Raw genomic sequence first — 16,315 nt, forward strand, 5'->3', positions numbered from 1 at the left:
ATGGACTCTATTTTCTAATCCATTACACTTATTCCTATCTTAATTAACTCTTTTTAGAGTTAATTTCGAATCTTGCTTTTGAGTTCTAAACCCTAATGCGATAGCAGCTCCAATACAACTAGAAAAACATCCAATAAACAAATACGGGGATGGATCTGATTCACCGATTAAAACGGAAGATATTCCTCCAATTAGAGGGAAAAGTGCTACCATATATCCGCTTCGAGCTCCTCCAATTTTTTCTACAAGTTTCAAATAGAATAACCAAGCTACAAATGAAGCAAACAGAGTTAAATAGAGCAACATACTTACATATGAAAACGATGTGGGAAACGTAACTTTTCCTCCTTGAAATAATACAATTCCCCCAAGCAATATACTACCTACTGTAAATCCAATTGCATTTGCATAGATAGGATTCACCTTGTTGTTTGCATTTCGTGCCGAGCTCGCATCACCTATTGCAGTAAGAACCGTACCTAAGATTGCAACCATAATTCCTTTTATATCATTAAACCCTTGAAAGCCATTCAAATTCGGATAGATTAGTATACATACTCCTAATACACCTAAAATCCCACCAACCAAAACGCGTGACTGTAACTTTTCTCTTAAGAAAATTCGAAGAGCAATTGGGGTCAAAATCACCTTTAATGAAAAAATTAACGTTACAATTGCCGCAGAACTCAAAATTGTAGCGTAATAAAGGCATAAATAGCTTAATGCAAAGTTACATATACCAAAAATCATTACAAATAAAATATCCTTTTTTGTTGGCATCCCTCTTGGTCGAAGGAAACAAATAAGAATCAAAAATAAAAAAGCTGTCATAACTAAACGATAAGTTAAGGATAGTTCTAAGCTGACAGGAGTTCCTTGAATTTTTACTGCAATAAAGTTGAGTCCCCATACAATCAAACAAAATATGTACATAAATATTGTCATAAACTTTCTCCTAGATTAAATTTTTTATAAATTCATTATTTATTTATACTGTCATTTCTAAAAGGTACAGTTTACAATAAATACAAATGACAGATGAGGTATTCAAATAATGAAGGAACTAATATTTAACATAAATCGAAAATGTAAAAATCCTATGTATCAACAAGTTTATCAATATATACGAACTCAGATTTTATCTGGTAAATTAGAACAAGGTAAAAAGTTGCCATCAATTAGACAACTCGCTACTCAATTAGAGGTCAGCAGAAACACAACCCAGGTTGCCTATGAACAACTGCAATCAGAAGGATATATTCGAAGTGAAAACAAAAAAGGTTTTTTTGTAGAGGCTATTATATCGGATGAAACACTAAATTTTGAACCTATCAGAGAACTGCATCATGAAACAAATCATACTGCCATGAAAACTATTGATTTTAAGATTGGGACAGTGGATCAAGAAAACTTCCCTTTGAAAAAATGGAGAATGATTACAAACAAAATTATTAAAGACTCTAGCATGTTTTCATACGGAGAAAAACAAGGCGACATTAAATTAAGGAAAGCACTAGCAGATTACTTATTTCAATCAAGAGGAGTGAATACTTCTGCAGAACAAATTATTATTGGTAGTAGTACACAATATTTGTTATTACTTTCGTCACTGATGCTAAAGACAGAATATCATTTTATGGCAGTAGAAGATCCTGGGTATGACGTGGCAAGGGAACTTTTTGTTCTTCAATCATTTAGTATTGATCCAATTCCTGTAAAAAAACGGGGCATTCAAGTCGATCTTCTTTTAAAATCGCCTTCTAGACTTTTATATGTCACTCCTACTCACCACTTTCCTTATGGAGTGACCATTCCTGTCAATGAAAGACTAAAGTTACTTGATTGGGCAAAAAAGGTGGAAGGCTATATTATTGAGGATGATTATGATAGTGAATTTCGATATATCCATCAACCTATACCGTCTCTTCAAAGCTTAGATTCCAATGATAGGGTGGTTTATTTAGGAACTTTTTCAAAGGCACTCCTTCCCTCTATCCGTGTCAGTTATATGGTTTTGCCTAAGCGGCTAATACATGAATATAAAAAGATACTCCCTTTACTTGAACAAACATCCTCATCTATTCATCAGCAAACATTGGCAACTTTTATGGATGAAGGATATTGGTACTCGCACTTAAGAAAGATGAAAGCTTTGTATAAACGTAAAATGAATCTATTAAATAAGGAATTATCAAAGCACTTTAAGGAATATGTCAAGATTAAAGGTGGTAGCTCCGGCATTTTCGTTATTATTGAAGTGAAAACAAAAATGAGTGAAAAAATGCTAATTCAAAGAGCACATGATCACGGTATTATTGTTTATCCTTGCTCAAAATATTTCTCAGAATATTTACCAGAATATCCGCATATTCAACTTGGATTTGGTGATTTATGTGAAGAAGAGATAATAAAAGGAGTATCTCAATTAGCTAAAATTTGGTTCTAATAGGAAAAGAGATTGAACAATGGATGAATAATTTTATTTAATTATTAATAGAATTCCCTGTAGCATTTTGATTTTTTTACACTAAGTGATATTTTATTTTTTATGCATAAAGAAAAGACACCTTTAAGGTGTCTTTCTCCAAATTAATAACTGCATGTTAAATCATAAACTTTCTTAATAATTATTAATTTAATCTTTACTTTTAACGAATTCCCCGAAAGAATTCTCTTTCCTCAAGCGTGTGAAGGGCGTAGACCAACGGTAGGTGGGAGATGAATTTCGGTTTGGCGTAGCCAAAAGGTTTTGCGTTTTGCGTTTTGCGTTTTATGTTGCCTCTGATATAATCAGTCTTATAAATGATAAAGGTTGGTATATTAATGAAATTAGATAGTAATAATCATTCAGTATTCTCATTGTACTATCACCTTGTATTGGTCGTGAAATACAGAAGAAATGTATTTGATAATGATATGTCAGACTATGCAAAAGATATGTTTGTTCGACTATCTGAAAGCTATAACATTACATTAGTTGAATGGAATCATGATATAGATCATGTTCATATTATGTTCAAGGCACACCCTAATACAGAAATGACAAAATTCATCAATGCTTATAAAAGTGCAAGCTCTCGACTCATCAAGAGAGACTTTCCACAAGTGAGAAAAAAACTATGGAAAGAGATGTTTTGGTCAAGAAGTTTTTGCTTACTAACTACTGGTGGTTCATCAATAGACGTAGTAAAAAAATATATTGAAAATCAAGGTGAAAAGTGAGGTGAAATGATATGACAAAGCAGAATAAAGCATATAAATTCCGTTTGTATCCAACAGAAGAACAAGCATATCTTATGCGTAAAACCTTCGGTTGTGTACGTTTCGTGTATAATAGAATGTTAGCTGAACGAAAAGAAGTGTACGAAAAATACAAAGATGATAAGGAACAACTCAAGAAACAAAAGCTTCCCACTCCTGCGAAATACAAAGGAGAATTTGAGTGGTTAAAAGAAGTTGATTCATTAGCATTGGCAAATGCTCAACTAAACTTGCAAACTGCCTATAAGAATTTCTTTCGTGGTCAAAATGACTTCCCAACATTCAAAAGCAAAAAAGACAGAAAGTCTTATACAACGAATGTAGTGAACGGAAATATTATGTTGCTTAACGGTCATATTAAATTGCCAAAACTGAAAATGGTACATATCAATCAGCATAGAGAAATACCATAAGACCATGTAATCAAGTCATGTACGATTTCTATGACACCTACTGGTAAATACTATGTGTCTATCTTGACTGAATACGAAAAAGAGATTGTACAAAAAGAAGTAGAAACAGTTGTTGGATTAGACTTTGCGATGGATCAATTATACGTTAGTTCTGAGGATGAGAGAGCCAATTATCCTCAGTTCTATCGTGAAATGTTAGACCGATTAGCAAAAGCACAACGAGTATTATCAAGAAGAACAAAAGGTTCTATTCGTTGGAATAAACAACGTATCCGTGTAGCTAAGTTACATGAAAAAGTAGCGAACCAGCGTAAGAACTTCCTTCATCATAAGTCTAAAGAGTTAGCTACTCATTTTGATGTTGTAGCTATTGAAGATCTAAATATGAAAGGCATGTCGCAAGCACTTCATTTTGGAAAAAGTGTCGCTGACAATAGTTGGGGTATGTTCACTTCTTTTTTAGCTTATAAACTACACGAACAAGGCAAACAACTTGTGAAAATAGACAAATGGTTTCCTTCTACAAAAACATGTAGCAGTTGTGGAAATGTGAAAAACATGTCATTGTCTGAGCGAGTGTATTCTTGTATATGTGGTGTAAATCTCGATAGAGATTATAACGCAGCTATCAATATCAAAAATGAAGCAATACGCCTATTAGCGTTGGCATAGATAGCAATAAAATAACCTTTGGAACGAGGGAGTTAGCTCGGTTGTCTTAGGACGAATTCGTTAGCTATCAAAAGTAACGACTAACCGAGAAGCCCCACTTCAAACAATCCATTAGGACGTTAAGTGGCGGGTAGTTCACATATATCCTTTTAACATATTTTTTGAGAAACGATTTGGATATAGGGCAATAAGCATTTCATATGGACTTCCTTTCCAATATCGTTTTAACGGTGTCCATAATTTTTGTTTTATTAGCCATTTTTGATTAAATACTTTTAATAGCTGTTTTTCATCCAATTTTTCTTTCTCTTCAATAGTCCACCTTAACGCCTCCAATGCTTTACGTTTAGACCAATATCCAACAGGAGTAACTCTAAACTCCCATTCTTTAAAACGGTCTCTATACAAATCATTAATCATTCTAAACGGACTATTCCCCCAAAACAGTTGACATACTGATGCTAATCCATGGGTTTTTAACCATTTTATATTGTATATATCAAGCAATTGTTTAGGAGTTAATCTCTCTTTTTCTTCAATGGTCCATTTCAATGCTTCTAATGCTTTTTCTTTAGTCCAGAAGTTATTAGGAGTCATACCAAATTCCCATTCTTTAAAACGCCTTGGATAAAGATCATTAATCATTGCATACGGGCTACTATTCCAATACATAGCCAGAGGTGCACTAAGCTTATTTTTTTCCAACCATTTTTTCCCGTATACTCCTAAGATTTTTTCTTGTGAAAGGCCCTCTTTTTCCTCAATAATCCATTTCAAAATTGTTAATGCTTTTTCTTTAGTCCAAAAATTTAAAGGAGTCATACCAAATTCCCATTCTTTGAACTGATTTGGATACAAATCATTAATTGCTTTAAAAGGGCTATTTTCATACCTATGTTTGAGTAATCCTCGTAGCCTATACTTAACAATTAATTTTGTGTTCCAGTTTATTCTTATGTCTTCCTTATTCCATTTTAAAATACTGTTAAGTAAATAAGTTATTACCCTCCGCGCCATTTTATTATCTTTATCTTCTTTCCATGTATTTGGAGGAAATTTATTTCTTTTTCCATCTAATATTTCCTGATAAATATCTTCTATAGCAACTTCTTTCATTAACAATATATAAATCCTCCTACATTTTGTATTAATATTTATACACTATCATTATATCTTTATTAAATAATATAAATAAAACCCAAATTAAAATCAACACAAAATTTGTTTTTTATAAAAATTCTAATAATTAACTAAGTGAATTTTTATTTTAATTTTCTAATTATTGATTTATACTAATTTAGTATTGTTATATTTAAATATAAGGAGTGCATTCATATGGAGAAGCTTAGTAAAAGTGATATTATTCGTACTGTTCCGCAAAGCGGTTTTTTCGGACACCCTAAGGGGCTGTTTACCCTATTCTTTACAGAGTTTTGGGAGCGATTCTCTTACTATGGGATGAGAGCAATATTACTTTACTATATGTATTATTCAATCTCACAAGGTGGTTTAGGGATGGATCATGCGACCGCAGCGTCAATTATGGCCATCTATGGATCTCTCGTTTACATGTCTGGCATTATTGGTGGCTGGATTGCAGATCGTCTATTAGGTTCAAGTAGAACGATTTTTTGGGGTGGAGTTTTAATTATGATAGGTCACCTGATTTTAGCACTACCAGGAACTATAAGTACTTTATTCATATCTATGGTGTTTTTAGTACTTGGTACAGGTTTATTAAAACCTAATGTATCTAGCATTGTTGGTGATTTATATAGTGAGACAGATACTCGACGTGACTCAGGTTTCAGTATTTTCTATATGGGTATTAATTTAGGAGCTCTTTTATCTCCTTTTATTATAGGGACACTTGGTCAAAAGTATAACTTCCACCTAGGTTTTGGTGTTGCTGCAATTGGTATGCTATTAGGCTTAATTATTTTTGTTCTTACAAAAAAGAAAAATCTTGGTTTAGCAGGAACACAAGTACCAAATCCTTTAACAGACATCGAAAGAAAAAAAGTTATTATACAGTTTAGTATTGGTACATTAGCTATAGTACTATTTTGTATTTTAACGATACCAACAGGTATTTTAACTATTAATCGATTCACTTTATTAGTAAGTATCTTAGGTATTCTCATTCCAACTTGTTACTTTATTTTTATGTATCGTAGCCCGAAAACTACAAAAATTGAAAAGTCTCGTTTAATTGCTTACATACCATTATTTATCGCTGCTACAATGTTTTGGGCCATTCAAGAACAAGGTGCTATCATTTTAGCTTCATATGCTGATCAGCGTACTCAATTAAAGTTGGCCGGGGTGGAACTTCAATCTTCATGGTTTCAATCATTAAACCCTATTTATATTGTTTTGTTAGCACCGGTATTCGCTTGGTTATGGGTAAAGCTTAATTCACGTCAACCAAGTACGGCTAATAAATTTGCTATTGGTTTATTATTTGCTGGTTTATCTTTCTTAGTTATGATTATCCCTGCATATATCCATGGTACAGAATCCCTTGTAAGCCCTATGTGGTTAGCGATTAGCTTCCTATTAGTAGTAATCGGGGAACTTTGTTTATCACCTGTAGGTTTATCAATTACAACCAAATTAGCACCAGCTGCCTTCTCTGCTCAAACGATGAGTCTGTGGTTCTTAACTAGTGCGGCTGCACAAGCTATAAATGCTCAACTAGTTCGATTATATAATCCTGAAACAGAAATTATTTATTTCGGTGCAATTGGTGGCCTTTCAATCATTTTAAGTGTAGTTTTATATTTTATGGCCCCAAAGATTCAGGTTTTAATGAAAGGCATAAAATAAAAAAACTGTGCCAAAAACTTGTTATAATGCAAGTTTTTGTGCACAGTTTTTTTGAATAACTATTAAGTGTATGCTAATTCAACATCATATTGATTATGTAAATAGCCTTCCTCATAAGTTGAAACGTCTTCAACTGTATATTCTATCTTTTTATTTACTTTTGAAAGAGAAAGAATTAAACGAGAATTCACTATAAAACTATCATCAATTTCTTGTAAATTGTCTAAATCATTTACTTCTAATTCTTTAATTAAAAGATCCATCATATCCTCCTTTAAAGAGAACCTATAATTAATATTATTTCCCATGGTTCTTTTTATAATCTTTATTTGATTTTAATTGACTAACTCATTATCGTTATTACAAATCAGAATAACAAATTATGAAAACGAAAAGAAGATGATGAGAGATATGCATGAATATAAGAAAATCTATATATATATATAAATATATTTAAAATTTTCTGTTTCAATGTTATACTAGGATTAACCAAGAAGTAACCAACACATTATGATTAATCACTACATTTTCTTTCATAGTATGTCAATGTATAAAAGACACTTTATAAAGTGTCTTTTATACATTATAAGATTAATGCACTAACTGCATACTTATAATTGGAGAGTTTTTGCGAATGTCTCCTATAAACTGGTCAATTGTTTCTTTGTTCATTTCTTCTTTTATATCTCCAGTATTGTTATTTTTTAAAACTTAAAGTATCGCCGTAGAAATTTATGATATGGCACCTCCATACCCATCAACTTAAGAATTCGAAATCACCCCAAATATTGGGGTACTTCTATTGTTTTATAATTCCGCTAGCAATTCGAATTTTCTTTTTTTATGCGAAGTTAATTCATTTTCCAAATAAATGTTTATCAGCTTATTTTGCTTTCTAAAGCTTTTCTTCTTCCCATTTTTTTTTGGAAACCCTTCAAATCCTAAGAACAAAATAATAGTCCTCTCATTATTAACCTAGCTATTTTTCTTTTTTCTATGATATTCTAAATTCCCCTCCATGTTCTTCTGTTATAATTTTAACCTTATATGTGTCATCTTTAGATACTTTAATATTATTTTTACCTTTTCCACTAGTAACTTCCAGTAATGTATTATCATTTGAATCTAGAACATAAGCTTTTATGGTTCCTTGCTTAGCTTTATCATCAAAAGAGAAAATCCAGCTTTCGCCTTTTCTCACATTCATATCTTGAATTGCAAAACCAGTGAACTTTTTATACTTCCCATCTATACTATTTGATCCCCCATGAACTTTACCACCAACAATCGTTCCCTCTCTTGTAAAACAACCTCTAAGAACCGCCAAACATAGAACAAATAATAATATATTTTTACTATTTTTCAACATTATTCTCCCCCTTATCCTCTTAATAAATATCTCCCATTTGAAATTTAATAACGATAATAAATCCGCTAGTCAATATTTTATCGTTATTATAATGGGGGATATCTATAATATTGCTAAATATAATAGTACTAACGATCACTTATTAAACATCCAATGCGACAGTTGCGCATTTTTTGCTTTATTTTTGAACAAGCTCCATCGATACCATCTATAAAAAGTAGTAAAGGATCTAACAAGAGATAGGAATTGTGAATTAACTAGTAATATTTTCAAAAAATACAGCTATAATAGAAAGGAAATTTGGCGTTATTTTAATGATATACTGAAAAGTAAATTATAAAAATTCAAATAAAGGTGGGGTTCTATGTGAATGGAGATGCAAAACTAAAAAAACCAGTGGTAAGTTTTATTTTATTAACCAACATTATTTTTTGGCCATTGTTTCTTCTTGTAGGAATTATAAAGTTATTAGATTTTCCATTTTGGATTTTTGATGTAGTGCTATGTATATCAGCTTGGTCTTCCACCTTTGCTTTTATCTTGCTATTTAAGAAACTCTATCCTGGTCAGAGTTTCATTCAATTCGTAAAAGATAGATTTAAAAATAAAATTAAGTTACCTATAGTTCTTACTGTAAGTACGATTCAAGTAATTATATTTTTGACGATGTTGTTTCTCGTGTCAATTAACAGTGAAGCAGATTCAATTTTTAATAGAACTTCATGGGGTGTGTTAATTTATTACTTTATTAAAACTATTGTGTCCGGACCTTTAGGAGAAGAACTAGGTTGGAGAGGTTTTGCACTAATGGAACTTCAAAAAAAGTATTCTCCATTAAAATCTTCAATAATTATCGGGTTTTGGTGGGGAATGTGGCATTTGCCTATATGGTTTACTACAGGTTTTACAGGCTTTAATTTAATCAAATATATTTTATTTTTTATGATTGCAATTATATCTACTACTATAATCATGACAACATTTTATAATTTAAATCGCAATTTGATTATTCCAATTATCACCCACTTTTTCTTTAATTTTTTTATAGGCATATTAAATGGTCAATTAATTGAATTAATCATGTACAATGCAATTTTTTATTTTATAGTTGCGGTTTTAATCATTGTTGTAAATCCAAATAAAGTGTTATACGGAAACAAAACATATAAATATACCAATGAAGATCATGACTTGAGTTAGTAATAGTTTTAAAGTTTTTTATGGATAATCTATACAAGATTTGTAGACAAACGTCTCATTATCTGTAGCAAAGAAATATGTAGAACCCTAATCTCACAAGGGAACCTCTTTTTTTGTTCTATAGATTTATGCATTTTTCATACTCTTAGCGTGTTTTTTTCTTAGATGATGGCAATACCCCATTGCCATCATCTAAAGAATTTAAAATTACAAAAAAAGAGTTTTTTATTACAAGTTAGCACAAAATTTCATCCTGGGGGTAGTTATATTTACGTAGCTTGATTGCCATGTAGAAAAATCACTTATTCTATATAAATATGACAATGCTATAGCTAGTTTTTATACAAGTAAATAATTGAGATATAAAATGTTATAATAACAATGAAATAAATAATCCTACTTATTTTTAAGGCAAGTAAGTAGATTTTATTTCATTAGTTTAATGCTATGTACAAAAAAAATAACCCCTAGGGGTTATTTTTTTTGTACATAGCTTTACTTTTCAAATTCTTTAAAAGTATCTTTTAAATCTTTATCTGTTATTTTTATATCTGCTTTCTTGAATAAATCTTTAAAGAATTGTTGTTGCCATTGTTGATCTTGTGAACGCTTCTGTTCCAATTCCTTACGAATATTATCTTTTTCTTCATCAAAAGGTTTTAACTCTTTTTTCTCTGTTAATTTAATAATATGGTAACCATAAGAAGATTTTATTGGATCACTTACTTGTCCAGCTTCTAATTTATAAGCAGCTTCTTCAAATTTAGAATCCATTTCACCTGGACCAAACTCAGGTAATTCTCCACCTTTTTCTTTTGAACCTGGATCTTCTGAATATTGTTTTGCTAATGCTGCAAAATCTTCTCCATTATTTAGTTTTTCTTTTATTTCTTTCGCTGCTTTCTCATCTTTTACCAAAATATGACTTGCCTTTAATTTTGGTTTATAGTAATCTTTCATTTCTTTTTCCGTAACTGAAGCTTTAACAGCTTTTTCAAAGGCTATTTGCGTTTTTATTTTCGTTTTAAGTTCCTCTTCATCTTTAGCACCAGCTTGTGTTAAATAGGCTTTAAAATTATCGCCCATTTGTTTTTTTAATTCTTCAACCTTTTTCTTCGCTTCATCGTCTGAAACTTTATATTTATCTAATAAAATCTTGTCTAACATTACTTGTTGTAAAACAGGTTTTCCTGCTGTCTCTTTTAACTTTTTATTAAATTCTTCTTGTGTTAAATTTCCTGATTTAGATGTAACAAGAGTATCTGAATTACCACATGCAGATAATAATAAAATACTGCTCATTGCAGCACCTATAAACATATGTCGTTTATTCAATGTTTTATACCTCATTCTATAAGTTGATTTATGGTCTAGTATATTTTATTTTCTAAATAAAATAAAATTTTTATACGATATAGATTTTGTTTATTTTCATTGAATATGTCATATAGATACATTGAACTACCCCCACTTTCACTTCTAAACGAAGTAAAAATGGGGGTAGTTCAATTTGGGAGTGCTCTAAAATCTTAGCTTGATGGCGATGTAGCGGTACCCCACATCCATCAACTTAAGAATGGAAACAAAGTGTACTTTCATTTTGTGGGGTAAAGCATTCCTAAAATAGAAGAATACTTTTAATAATACGCATACCAAATAAACACTATCGTTTTATTAAAAGTCAAGGAAATAGTAATGAAATCCTATATTTATACGATTGAATATAATGTCACACATTTTATAAGGTAAAAAAGAAAGGATAGATGAATAGGAGAGTATACCTGTTTACATCTATCCTTTTTTACAACAATATGACCATATTTACTACTACAACAAGGATTTTTACCACAACAAATTTTCATATAGTTATTGAACTATTTTTTGAATAACTAAATTAATCTCTTCGTTAACTTTAATTACGAATAAATGGTCCCCTTCACCTTCAATTGGATCAACTACATCTTCATTAAAAAATTCAGCATGTTATTTACCATATCTATTAAACTAGCGGTTTTTATTTTCCCTGATTCCTCTCCATACCTAAGGTACCCAAAAGTCCACTGGATTCCCGAGGCTACCATCCACATTTGTGTCTCTGAAAAGACATTTTGTGCCACTAGACGTAACTGTAGATTCCTGAACAAGCTAAATCATGAAAATACACACAAAGATAGATTATCATCCATTACATTACTATTTTGCTTCGTTCGAATAGAAAAACTCGGAAGAACGCCACTTGTTCGATATCCGCTCAATGTGATAAGGTGTCGTTCTGCAGCATCCACCTATTAAACGTGCACCTGCTTGGTACCATTCTTCAGATTGAATATCCAACGCGTTACATTGTTCATGATCATGCCATGTTTTTGTTTCTGGATTATAAGTTTCACCAGAGTTTGGATAAACAATAATCGGTTTTTTGGTGTTTGCCCTCAACTCTTGGATTGCACCAGTCACAACAGTTACTGGCGCACAATTGATACCTATCGCTACAATTTGTTCACTTTTCTCAAAAGCTCGTGCACACTCCACGAGTTTCATACCTTCACTAATCTCTTTCTCATTTTTTAGCGAAAAGGAAAGCCACGCATATGTTTCTGGAAACTCACGCAATAATGTATCTAATACTCTTGCTTCTTGCAGGGAAGGGATCGTTTCAAATGCCAATAGATCTGCACCTGCTTCGATTAACGCAGACATTCTCGAACGGTGAAAGTCTGCTAATGTTTTATCTGTCACACCATAGTTGCCTACATACTCTGAACCATCTGCAAGGTAAGCCCCGTACGGCCCAACTGATGCAACAACCAATGGTTTAGGCCTATTCGTTTGCTTATTTTCCTTCCAAAAATCATCTCTTGCCCTTCTTGCAAGTAACACCGTTTTCTTAATTAATTCCAAAGCTTCCTGTTCTTGTATTCCACGCGTGGAAAAACCACTAATAGTAGCTTGATAGCTTGCTGTTATGGCACAGTCCGCTCCAGCACGAAAATAGTCTGAATGAACCTGATAAATTAGTTCCGGATTTTCTAGTAACACACTTGACGACCAAAGGGGATTGCCCAAATTACATCCATGCGCCTCCAATTCTGTAGCTAATGCTCCGTCAAGAAGCATAATGGAATGTTGGGATAAAATATCATCAATTGGGTTGATTTTGTTCGACATAATCTACGCCCTTCTTTTTTAGATTTTTTGTTAGATAATAACTTCCATAGCAAAACAAAATAAACGGTATGCCGCAATATATGGCAATTCTCTGTGTTGGATCGAATGCAATTCCAATACACGATGCCAGACAAAGGATAAAAGAAGCAATTGGTACTAATGGATATAGTGGTGTGCGATAAATCAAGTCCTTTTCAGAATTTCCTTCTTTCAAAAATTGTCTGCGAAATAGGAACTGGGAAGCACTAATACTCATCCAAACTACAACTACTGCTAGACCGGAAATGGAAACAAGTACGATATAGACAGTATCTGGTGCCACAATACTTGAGAGCAAAGCCAAAGCTCCACCCACCATGCTGAAAATGACGGCGTTGATTGGAACACCTTGCTTCGTCATTTTTCCAAAAATCGGGGATATCATATTCTTATTAGCAAGCGACCAAAGCATTCTAGAAGAGGCATAAAGGCCTGAGTTTGCCGCAGATAAAATGGCTGTTAAGATAACGAAATTCATTATGTCAGCTGAATATGGCACCCCAATTCGTTCTAGTACTGCAACAAAAGGGCTCTCTAATACCCCTGCATTGGAAATAGGCAATAACGCAGATAAAACAACAATCGTTCCTACAAAAAAGATGATCAATCTCCACAGAGTAGTTCGAATGGCCTTCGGTATCATTTTTTCCGGGTTCGCTGTTTCTCCAGCTGCAATGCCTATTAATTCTGTTCCCGAAAAAGAAAAATTAACCGCAAGCATGGTCATTATAATGGCCGTAGCACCATGGGGAAATAAACCTCCACTTGTATAATTAGAAAAGAATGGTGCTGCTTTTGAATGAGTCATCGGAAGAAACCCTAGCATTGCCGCTACTCCTAAAACAATAAAAATCACAATAGCTATAACCTTTATCGATGAAAACCAAAATTCGGATTCGGCGAAAAATTTAACAGTCAGGACATTTATTACAAAGATCAAGATGGCAAAAAGAGCACTCCATACCCAAACATTAATCGATGGAAACCATCGCTTCATAAGTAATCCTGCGGCTGTAAATTCAGAACCTAAAGCAACAGTCCAAGTTAACCAGTACAACCAGGCTACTGTATACCCTGTACCCGGTCCAATGTATTTAACTGCATAACTATGAAATGCGCCCGTTTCAGGCATATGTACGGAAAGCTCTCCTAAACATAGCATAACTAGATAAACCACTAGCGCACCAATCAGATAGGATAGAATTGTTCCAAATGGGCCAACTTGTTGAATAGTGTAACCTGGGCTTAAGAATAAGCCAGTTCCAATCACGCCACCAAGTGATAGCATGACTAAATGACGTGCTTGCATTTTCCTTTGAAATCCTTGCCCATTTTTGTTCTCCATTTCTACTCTCCTTTAGTTACTATCCAGAAAAAACAAAAACGCACTCTAAAAAAGAGGGCGCTACTGACAAATAAAAACGGAAGCTCTCATCTATCAGGATTTTCACCCGCTGGAATTAGCACAGTGTCTACTTAAGCAGACCTGTTGCTGAGGTTTCATAAGGCCAGTCCCTCCACCTCTCTGGATAAGAAATATTTTTTTATAACCTTATCAATCCATTCAATAACTGTCAAGATAATTCTGTTTTTTAAAAAAATTGTCTATTATAGAAAATACAAAAAATAGAGTATTACTATAACTGCAATCCACTCCTTCTTGGGTATTATTTAAAAATCGAACATACAAAACCTCATTTATTTATGATACGGTTCACAAGCACTTCCTCAAAATTTGTTGCACTTCTAAATATCTTCTTACTTCTTTGGCTATGGGGGGTCACCATACATATCCAGCAACTTAAGGATTTAGACTATTCTTAAACTTAAAAGCACGTTACTATTCTCTTATGTTAATGAGAAAGGGTGACGTGCTTTTTATGAATATGCATCAAAAACAAGAGCTGTCTTTATTTGCCGAAGAGTTATATCGATATATGTCTCCCGCTACACTTAATCAATTAGCTATAGAAGCAGGTGGAATGAAACGAAAACGTAAGTGCCATGGGCACCATTTTTTATCTTTGTGTGTATGGTTAAATCAACAAATCGCTACAACCTCTCTTACTCAACTTTGTAATCAATTAGAAACTTCAACAGGAATTTTATTAAGTCCTGAGGGACTGAATCGACGATTTAACTCGGCTTCTGTAGCCTTCTTTCGAAATGTATTTACTACACTTCTACAAGCTAAAATTGGAGGATCATCTACAATTTCTCATTCTCTTTCTGCTTACTTTGAGCGGATTCGCATCCTTGATTCTACAACCTTTCAAGTTCCAGATCGATTCGCAGCTACTTATCCTGGTGCCGGAGGCTGTAGTCATACAGCTGGTGTGAAAATTCAATTAGAGTATGACTTATTGAGTGGAGAGTTTTCTGATGTGAAAATTGGACCAGGAAAACGAAGTGATCAGGCATATGGGGCGAATCGAATGGACATGACACAAAAGAATGAACTATATATTCGTGACTTAGGGTATTTTCGTTTACAAGACTTTAAATCGAGCCAAGATAAGGAAGGGTATTATTTATCACATCTTAAATTACCAACTAAAATATATAGAAAAGAATTCGAAACAGTGGTATTTAAAACAAAACCTGCTCAATTGAGACCGGTATATATACAAATTCATTTGGAAGACATCATGAACCAATTACAACCTGGCCAAGTGTATGAATTACACGATGTATATGTAGGGAGCAAAGACAAACTACCCACTCGCATTGTGGTTTATAGATGTACAGAGGAGCAAAAACAGAAACGTCTACATGATCGAGCTATTCGTGAAAAGAAAAAAGGGATTACATATACTGAGCGTACGAAACTTTTACAAGGAATTACGGTATATATGACAAACATTCCTACGGAATGGGTACCGAAAGAGAAAATCTATGATTTATATTCACTGCGTTGGCAAATTGAGCTGTTATTTAAAATATGGAAATCTTGGTTTCAAATTCATCGTTGTAAATCTATTAAACAAGAGCGATTAGAATGCCAACTTTATGGACAACTCATTAGTATCCTATTATGTTCTTCTACTATGTTTAAAAAGAGAGAACTCCTGTTACGTAAGAAACAGAAAGAACTAAGTGAATATAAAGCGATGTACATAATTAAAGATTATTTCTTACTTTTTCATCAAGCACTACATAAAAACACCCAAGAATTATCAAAGATTCTCCTTCGTCTGTTTAACCTCCTACAGCGAAACGGACGAAAATCTCACAGATATGAGAAAAAAACAGTCTTTGATATTTTAGGTGTTGTGTATGAGTATACCACTTCTGCCGATCAGGTAGCATAGTGAAAAATTTAAAACCCGTCAGGGTTTTATTTGATGTGTCTACTTTTATAACA

11 protein-coding genes, 2 pseudogenes and 1 riboswitch are annotated in these 16,315 nt (G+C 32.8%); of the genes and pseudogenes, 6 read left to right on the top strand and 7 right to left on the bottom strand.

Annotated features, from left to right (window positions below):
* Positions 1–39: 39 nt before the first annotated feature.
* A complete protein-coding gene (locus tag KZZ19_RS28495; RefSeq protein WP_237982414.1) occupies positions 40–945 on the bottom strand; it encodes a DMT family transporter in 906 nt (301 codons plus the stop codon).
* A gap of 109 nt (positions 946–1,054) precedes the next feature.
* On the opposite strand from KZZ19_RS28495, the gene KZZ19_RS28500 reads away from it, so the two are divergent.
* The 3 genes and pseudogenes from KZZ19_RS28500 to KZZ19_RS28510 all read left to right on the top strand — a co-directional run bounded on the left by KZZ19_RS28500 (position 1,055) and on the right by KZZ19_RS28510 (position 4,346).
* A complete protein-coding gene (locus KZZ19_RS28500; protein WP_237982415.1) occupies positions 1,055–2,446 on the top strand; it encodes a PLP-dependent aminotransferase family protein in 1,392 nt (463 codons plus the stop codon).
* Between the two features lie 377 nt (positions 2,447–2,823).
* A complete protein-coding gene (gene tnpA, locus KZZ19_RS28505) occupies positions 2,824–3,222 on the top strand; it encodes an IS200/IS605 family transposase (RefSeq protein ID WP_016136354.1) in 399 nt (132 codons plus the stop codon).
* Positions 3,223–3,233: 11 nt separating this feature from the next.
* Positions 3,234–4,346 (top strand): annotated as a pseudogene (locus KZZ19_RS28510) (RNA-guided endonuclease TnpB family protein).
* A gap of 135 nt (positions 4,347–4,481) precedes the next feature.
* Here the strand turns inward: KZZ19_RS28510 and KZZ19_RS28515 are convergent.
* Entirely contained in the window at positions 4,482–5,468 is a 987-nt protein-coding gene (locus tag KZZ19_RS28515; RefSeq protein WP_237982416.1) for a DUF4046 domain-containing protein, read from the bottom strand.
* A gap of 213 nt (positions 5,469–5,681) precedes the next feature.
* Between KZZ19_RS28515 and KZZ19_RS28520 the strand changes: the two genes are divergently transcribed.
* Positions 5,682–7,175, top strand: a complete 1,494-nt coding sequence (locus tag KZZ19_RS28520) for a peptide MFS transporter (RefSeq protein ID WP_098342261.1) — start codon at positions 5,682–5,684, stop codon at positions 7,173–7,175.
* 68 nt (positions 7,176–7,243) lie between these two features.
* Here KZZ19_RS28520 and KZZ19_RS28525 read toward each other — a convergent pair.
* Positions 7,244–7,438, bottom strand: a pseudogene (locus tag KZZ19_RS28525) (GNAT family N-acetyltransferase); the annotation flags it as partial.
* Positions 7,439–8,169: 731 nt separating this feature from the next.
* Positions 8,170–8,544: a hypothetical protein gene (locus KZZ19_RS28530; protein WP_348638049.1), complete on the bottom strand. Its 375-nt coding sequence runs from the start codon at positions 8,542–8,544 to the stop codon at positions 8,170–8,172.
* Positions 8,545–8,910: 366 nt separating this feature from the next.
* Here KZZ19_RS28530 and KZZ19_RS28535 point away from each other — a divergent pair, with 366 nt between their 5' ends.
* A complete protein-coding gene (locus tag KZZ19_RS28535) occupies positions 8,911–9,744 on the top strand; it encodes a CPBP family intramembrane glutamic endopeptidase (protein ID WP_237982418.1) in 834 nt (277 codons plus the stop codon).
* A gap of 495 nt (positions 9,745–10,239) precedes the next feature.
* Here the strand turns inward: KZZ19_RS28535 and KZZ19_RS28540 are convergent, their stop codons facing one another.
* From KZZ19_RS28540 to mmuP, 3 genes are all read right to left on the bottom strand, one after another.
* A complete protein-coding gene (locus KZZ19_RS28540) occupies positions 10,240–11,079 on the bottom strand; it encodes a peptidylprolyl isomerase (RefSeq protein WP_237982419.1) in 840 nt (279 codons plus the stop codon).
* A gap of 858 nt (positions 11,080–11,937) precedes the next feature.
* Positions 11,938–12,912: a homocysteine S-methyltransferase gene (mmuM, locus tag KZZ19_RS28545; RefSeq protein ID WP_237982420.1), complete on the bottom strand. Its 975-nt coding sequence runs from the start codon at positions 12,910–12,912 to the stop codon at positions 11,938–11,940.
* A complete protein-coding gene (gene mmuP, locus KZZ19_RS28550; protein WP_237982421.1) occupies positions 12,887–14,296 on the bottom strand; it encodes an S-methylmethionine permease in 1,410 nt (469 codons plus the stop codon). Before mmuP ends, mmuM begins: the two co-directional genes overlap by 26 nt.
* Positions 14,297–14,379: 83 nt before the next feature.
* Positions 14,380–14,487: riboswitch (SAM riboswitch) on the bottom strand.
* Between the two features lie 344 nt (positions 14,488–14,831).
* Here mmuP and KZZ19_RS28555 point away from each other — a divergent pair.
* Positions 14,832–16,262, top strand: coding sequence for an IS4 family transposase (locus tag KZZ19_RS28555; RefSeq protein WP_237982422.1), 1,431 nt, complete (start codon positions 14,832–14,834; stop codon positions 16,260–16,262).
* Positions 16,263–16,315 lie beyond the last annotated feature (53 nt).

It is taken from the genome of Bacillus thuringiensis (assembly GCF_022095615.2).
GTDB classification, from domain to species: Bacteria; Bacillota; Bacilli; order Bacillales; family Bacillaceae_G; genus Bacillus_A; species Bacillus_A cereus_AG.

Excerpts from the sequence above, each read along its gene's own strand:
- KZZ19_RS28495 (WP_237982414.1), bottom strand. The coding sequence starts at position 945 with ATGACAATATTTATGTACATATTTTGTTTGATTGTATGGGGACTCAAC.
- KZZ19_RS28500 (WP_237982415.1), top strand. The coding sequence starts at position 1,055 with ATGAAGGAACTAATATTTAACATAAATCGAAAATGTAAAAATCCTATG.
- tnpA (WP_016136354.1), top strand. The coding sequence starts at position 2,824 with ATGAAATTAGATAGTAATAATCATTCAGTATTCTCATTGTACTATCAC.
- KZZ19_RS28520 (WP_098342261.1), top strand. The coding sequence starts at position 5,682 with ATGGAGAAGCTTAGTAAAAGTGATATTATTCGTACTGTTCCGCAAAGC.
- KZZ19_RS28530 (WP_348638049.1), bottom strand. The coding sequence starts at position 8,544 with ATGTTGAAAAATAGTAAAAATATATTATTATTTGTTCTATGTTTGGCG.
- mmuM (WP_237982420.1), bottom strand. The coding sequence starts at position 12,912 with ATGTCGAACAAAATCAACCCAATTGATGATATTTTATCCCAACATTCC.
- mmuP (WP_237982421.1), bottom strand. The coding sequence starts at position 14,296 with ATGGAGAACAAAAATGGGCAAGGATTTCAAAGGAAAATGCAAGCACGT.
- KZZ19_RS28555 (WP_237982422.1), top strand. The coding sequence starts at position 14,832 with ATGAATATGCATCAAAAACAAGAGCTGTCTTTATTTGCCGAAGAGTTA.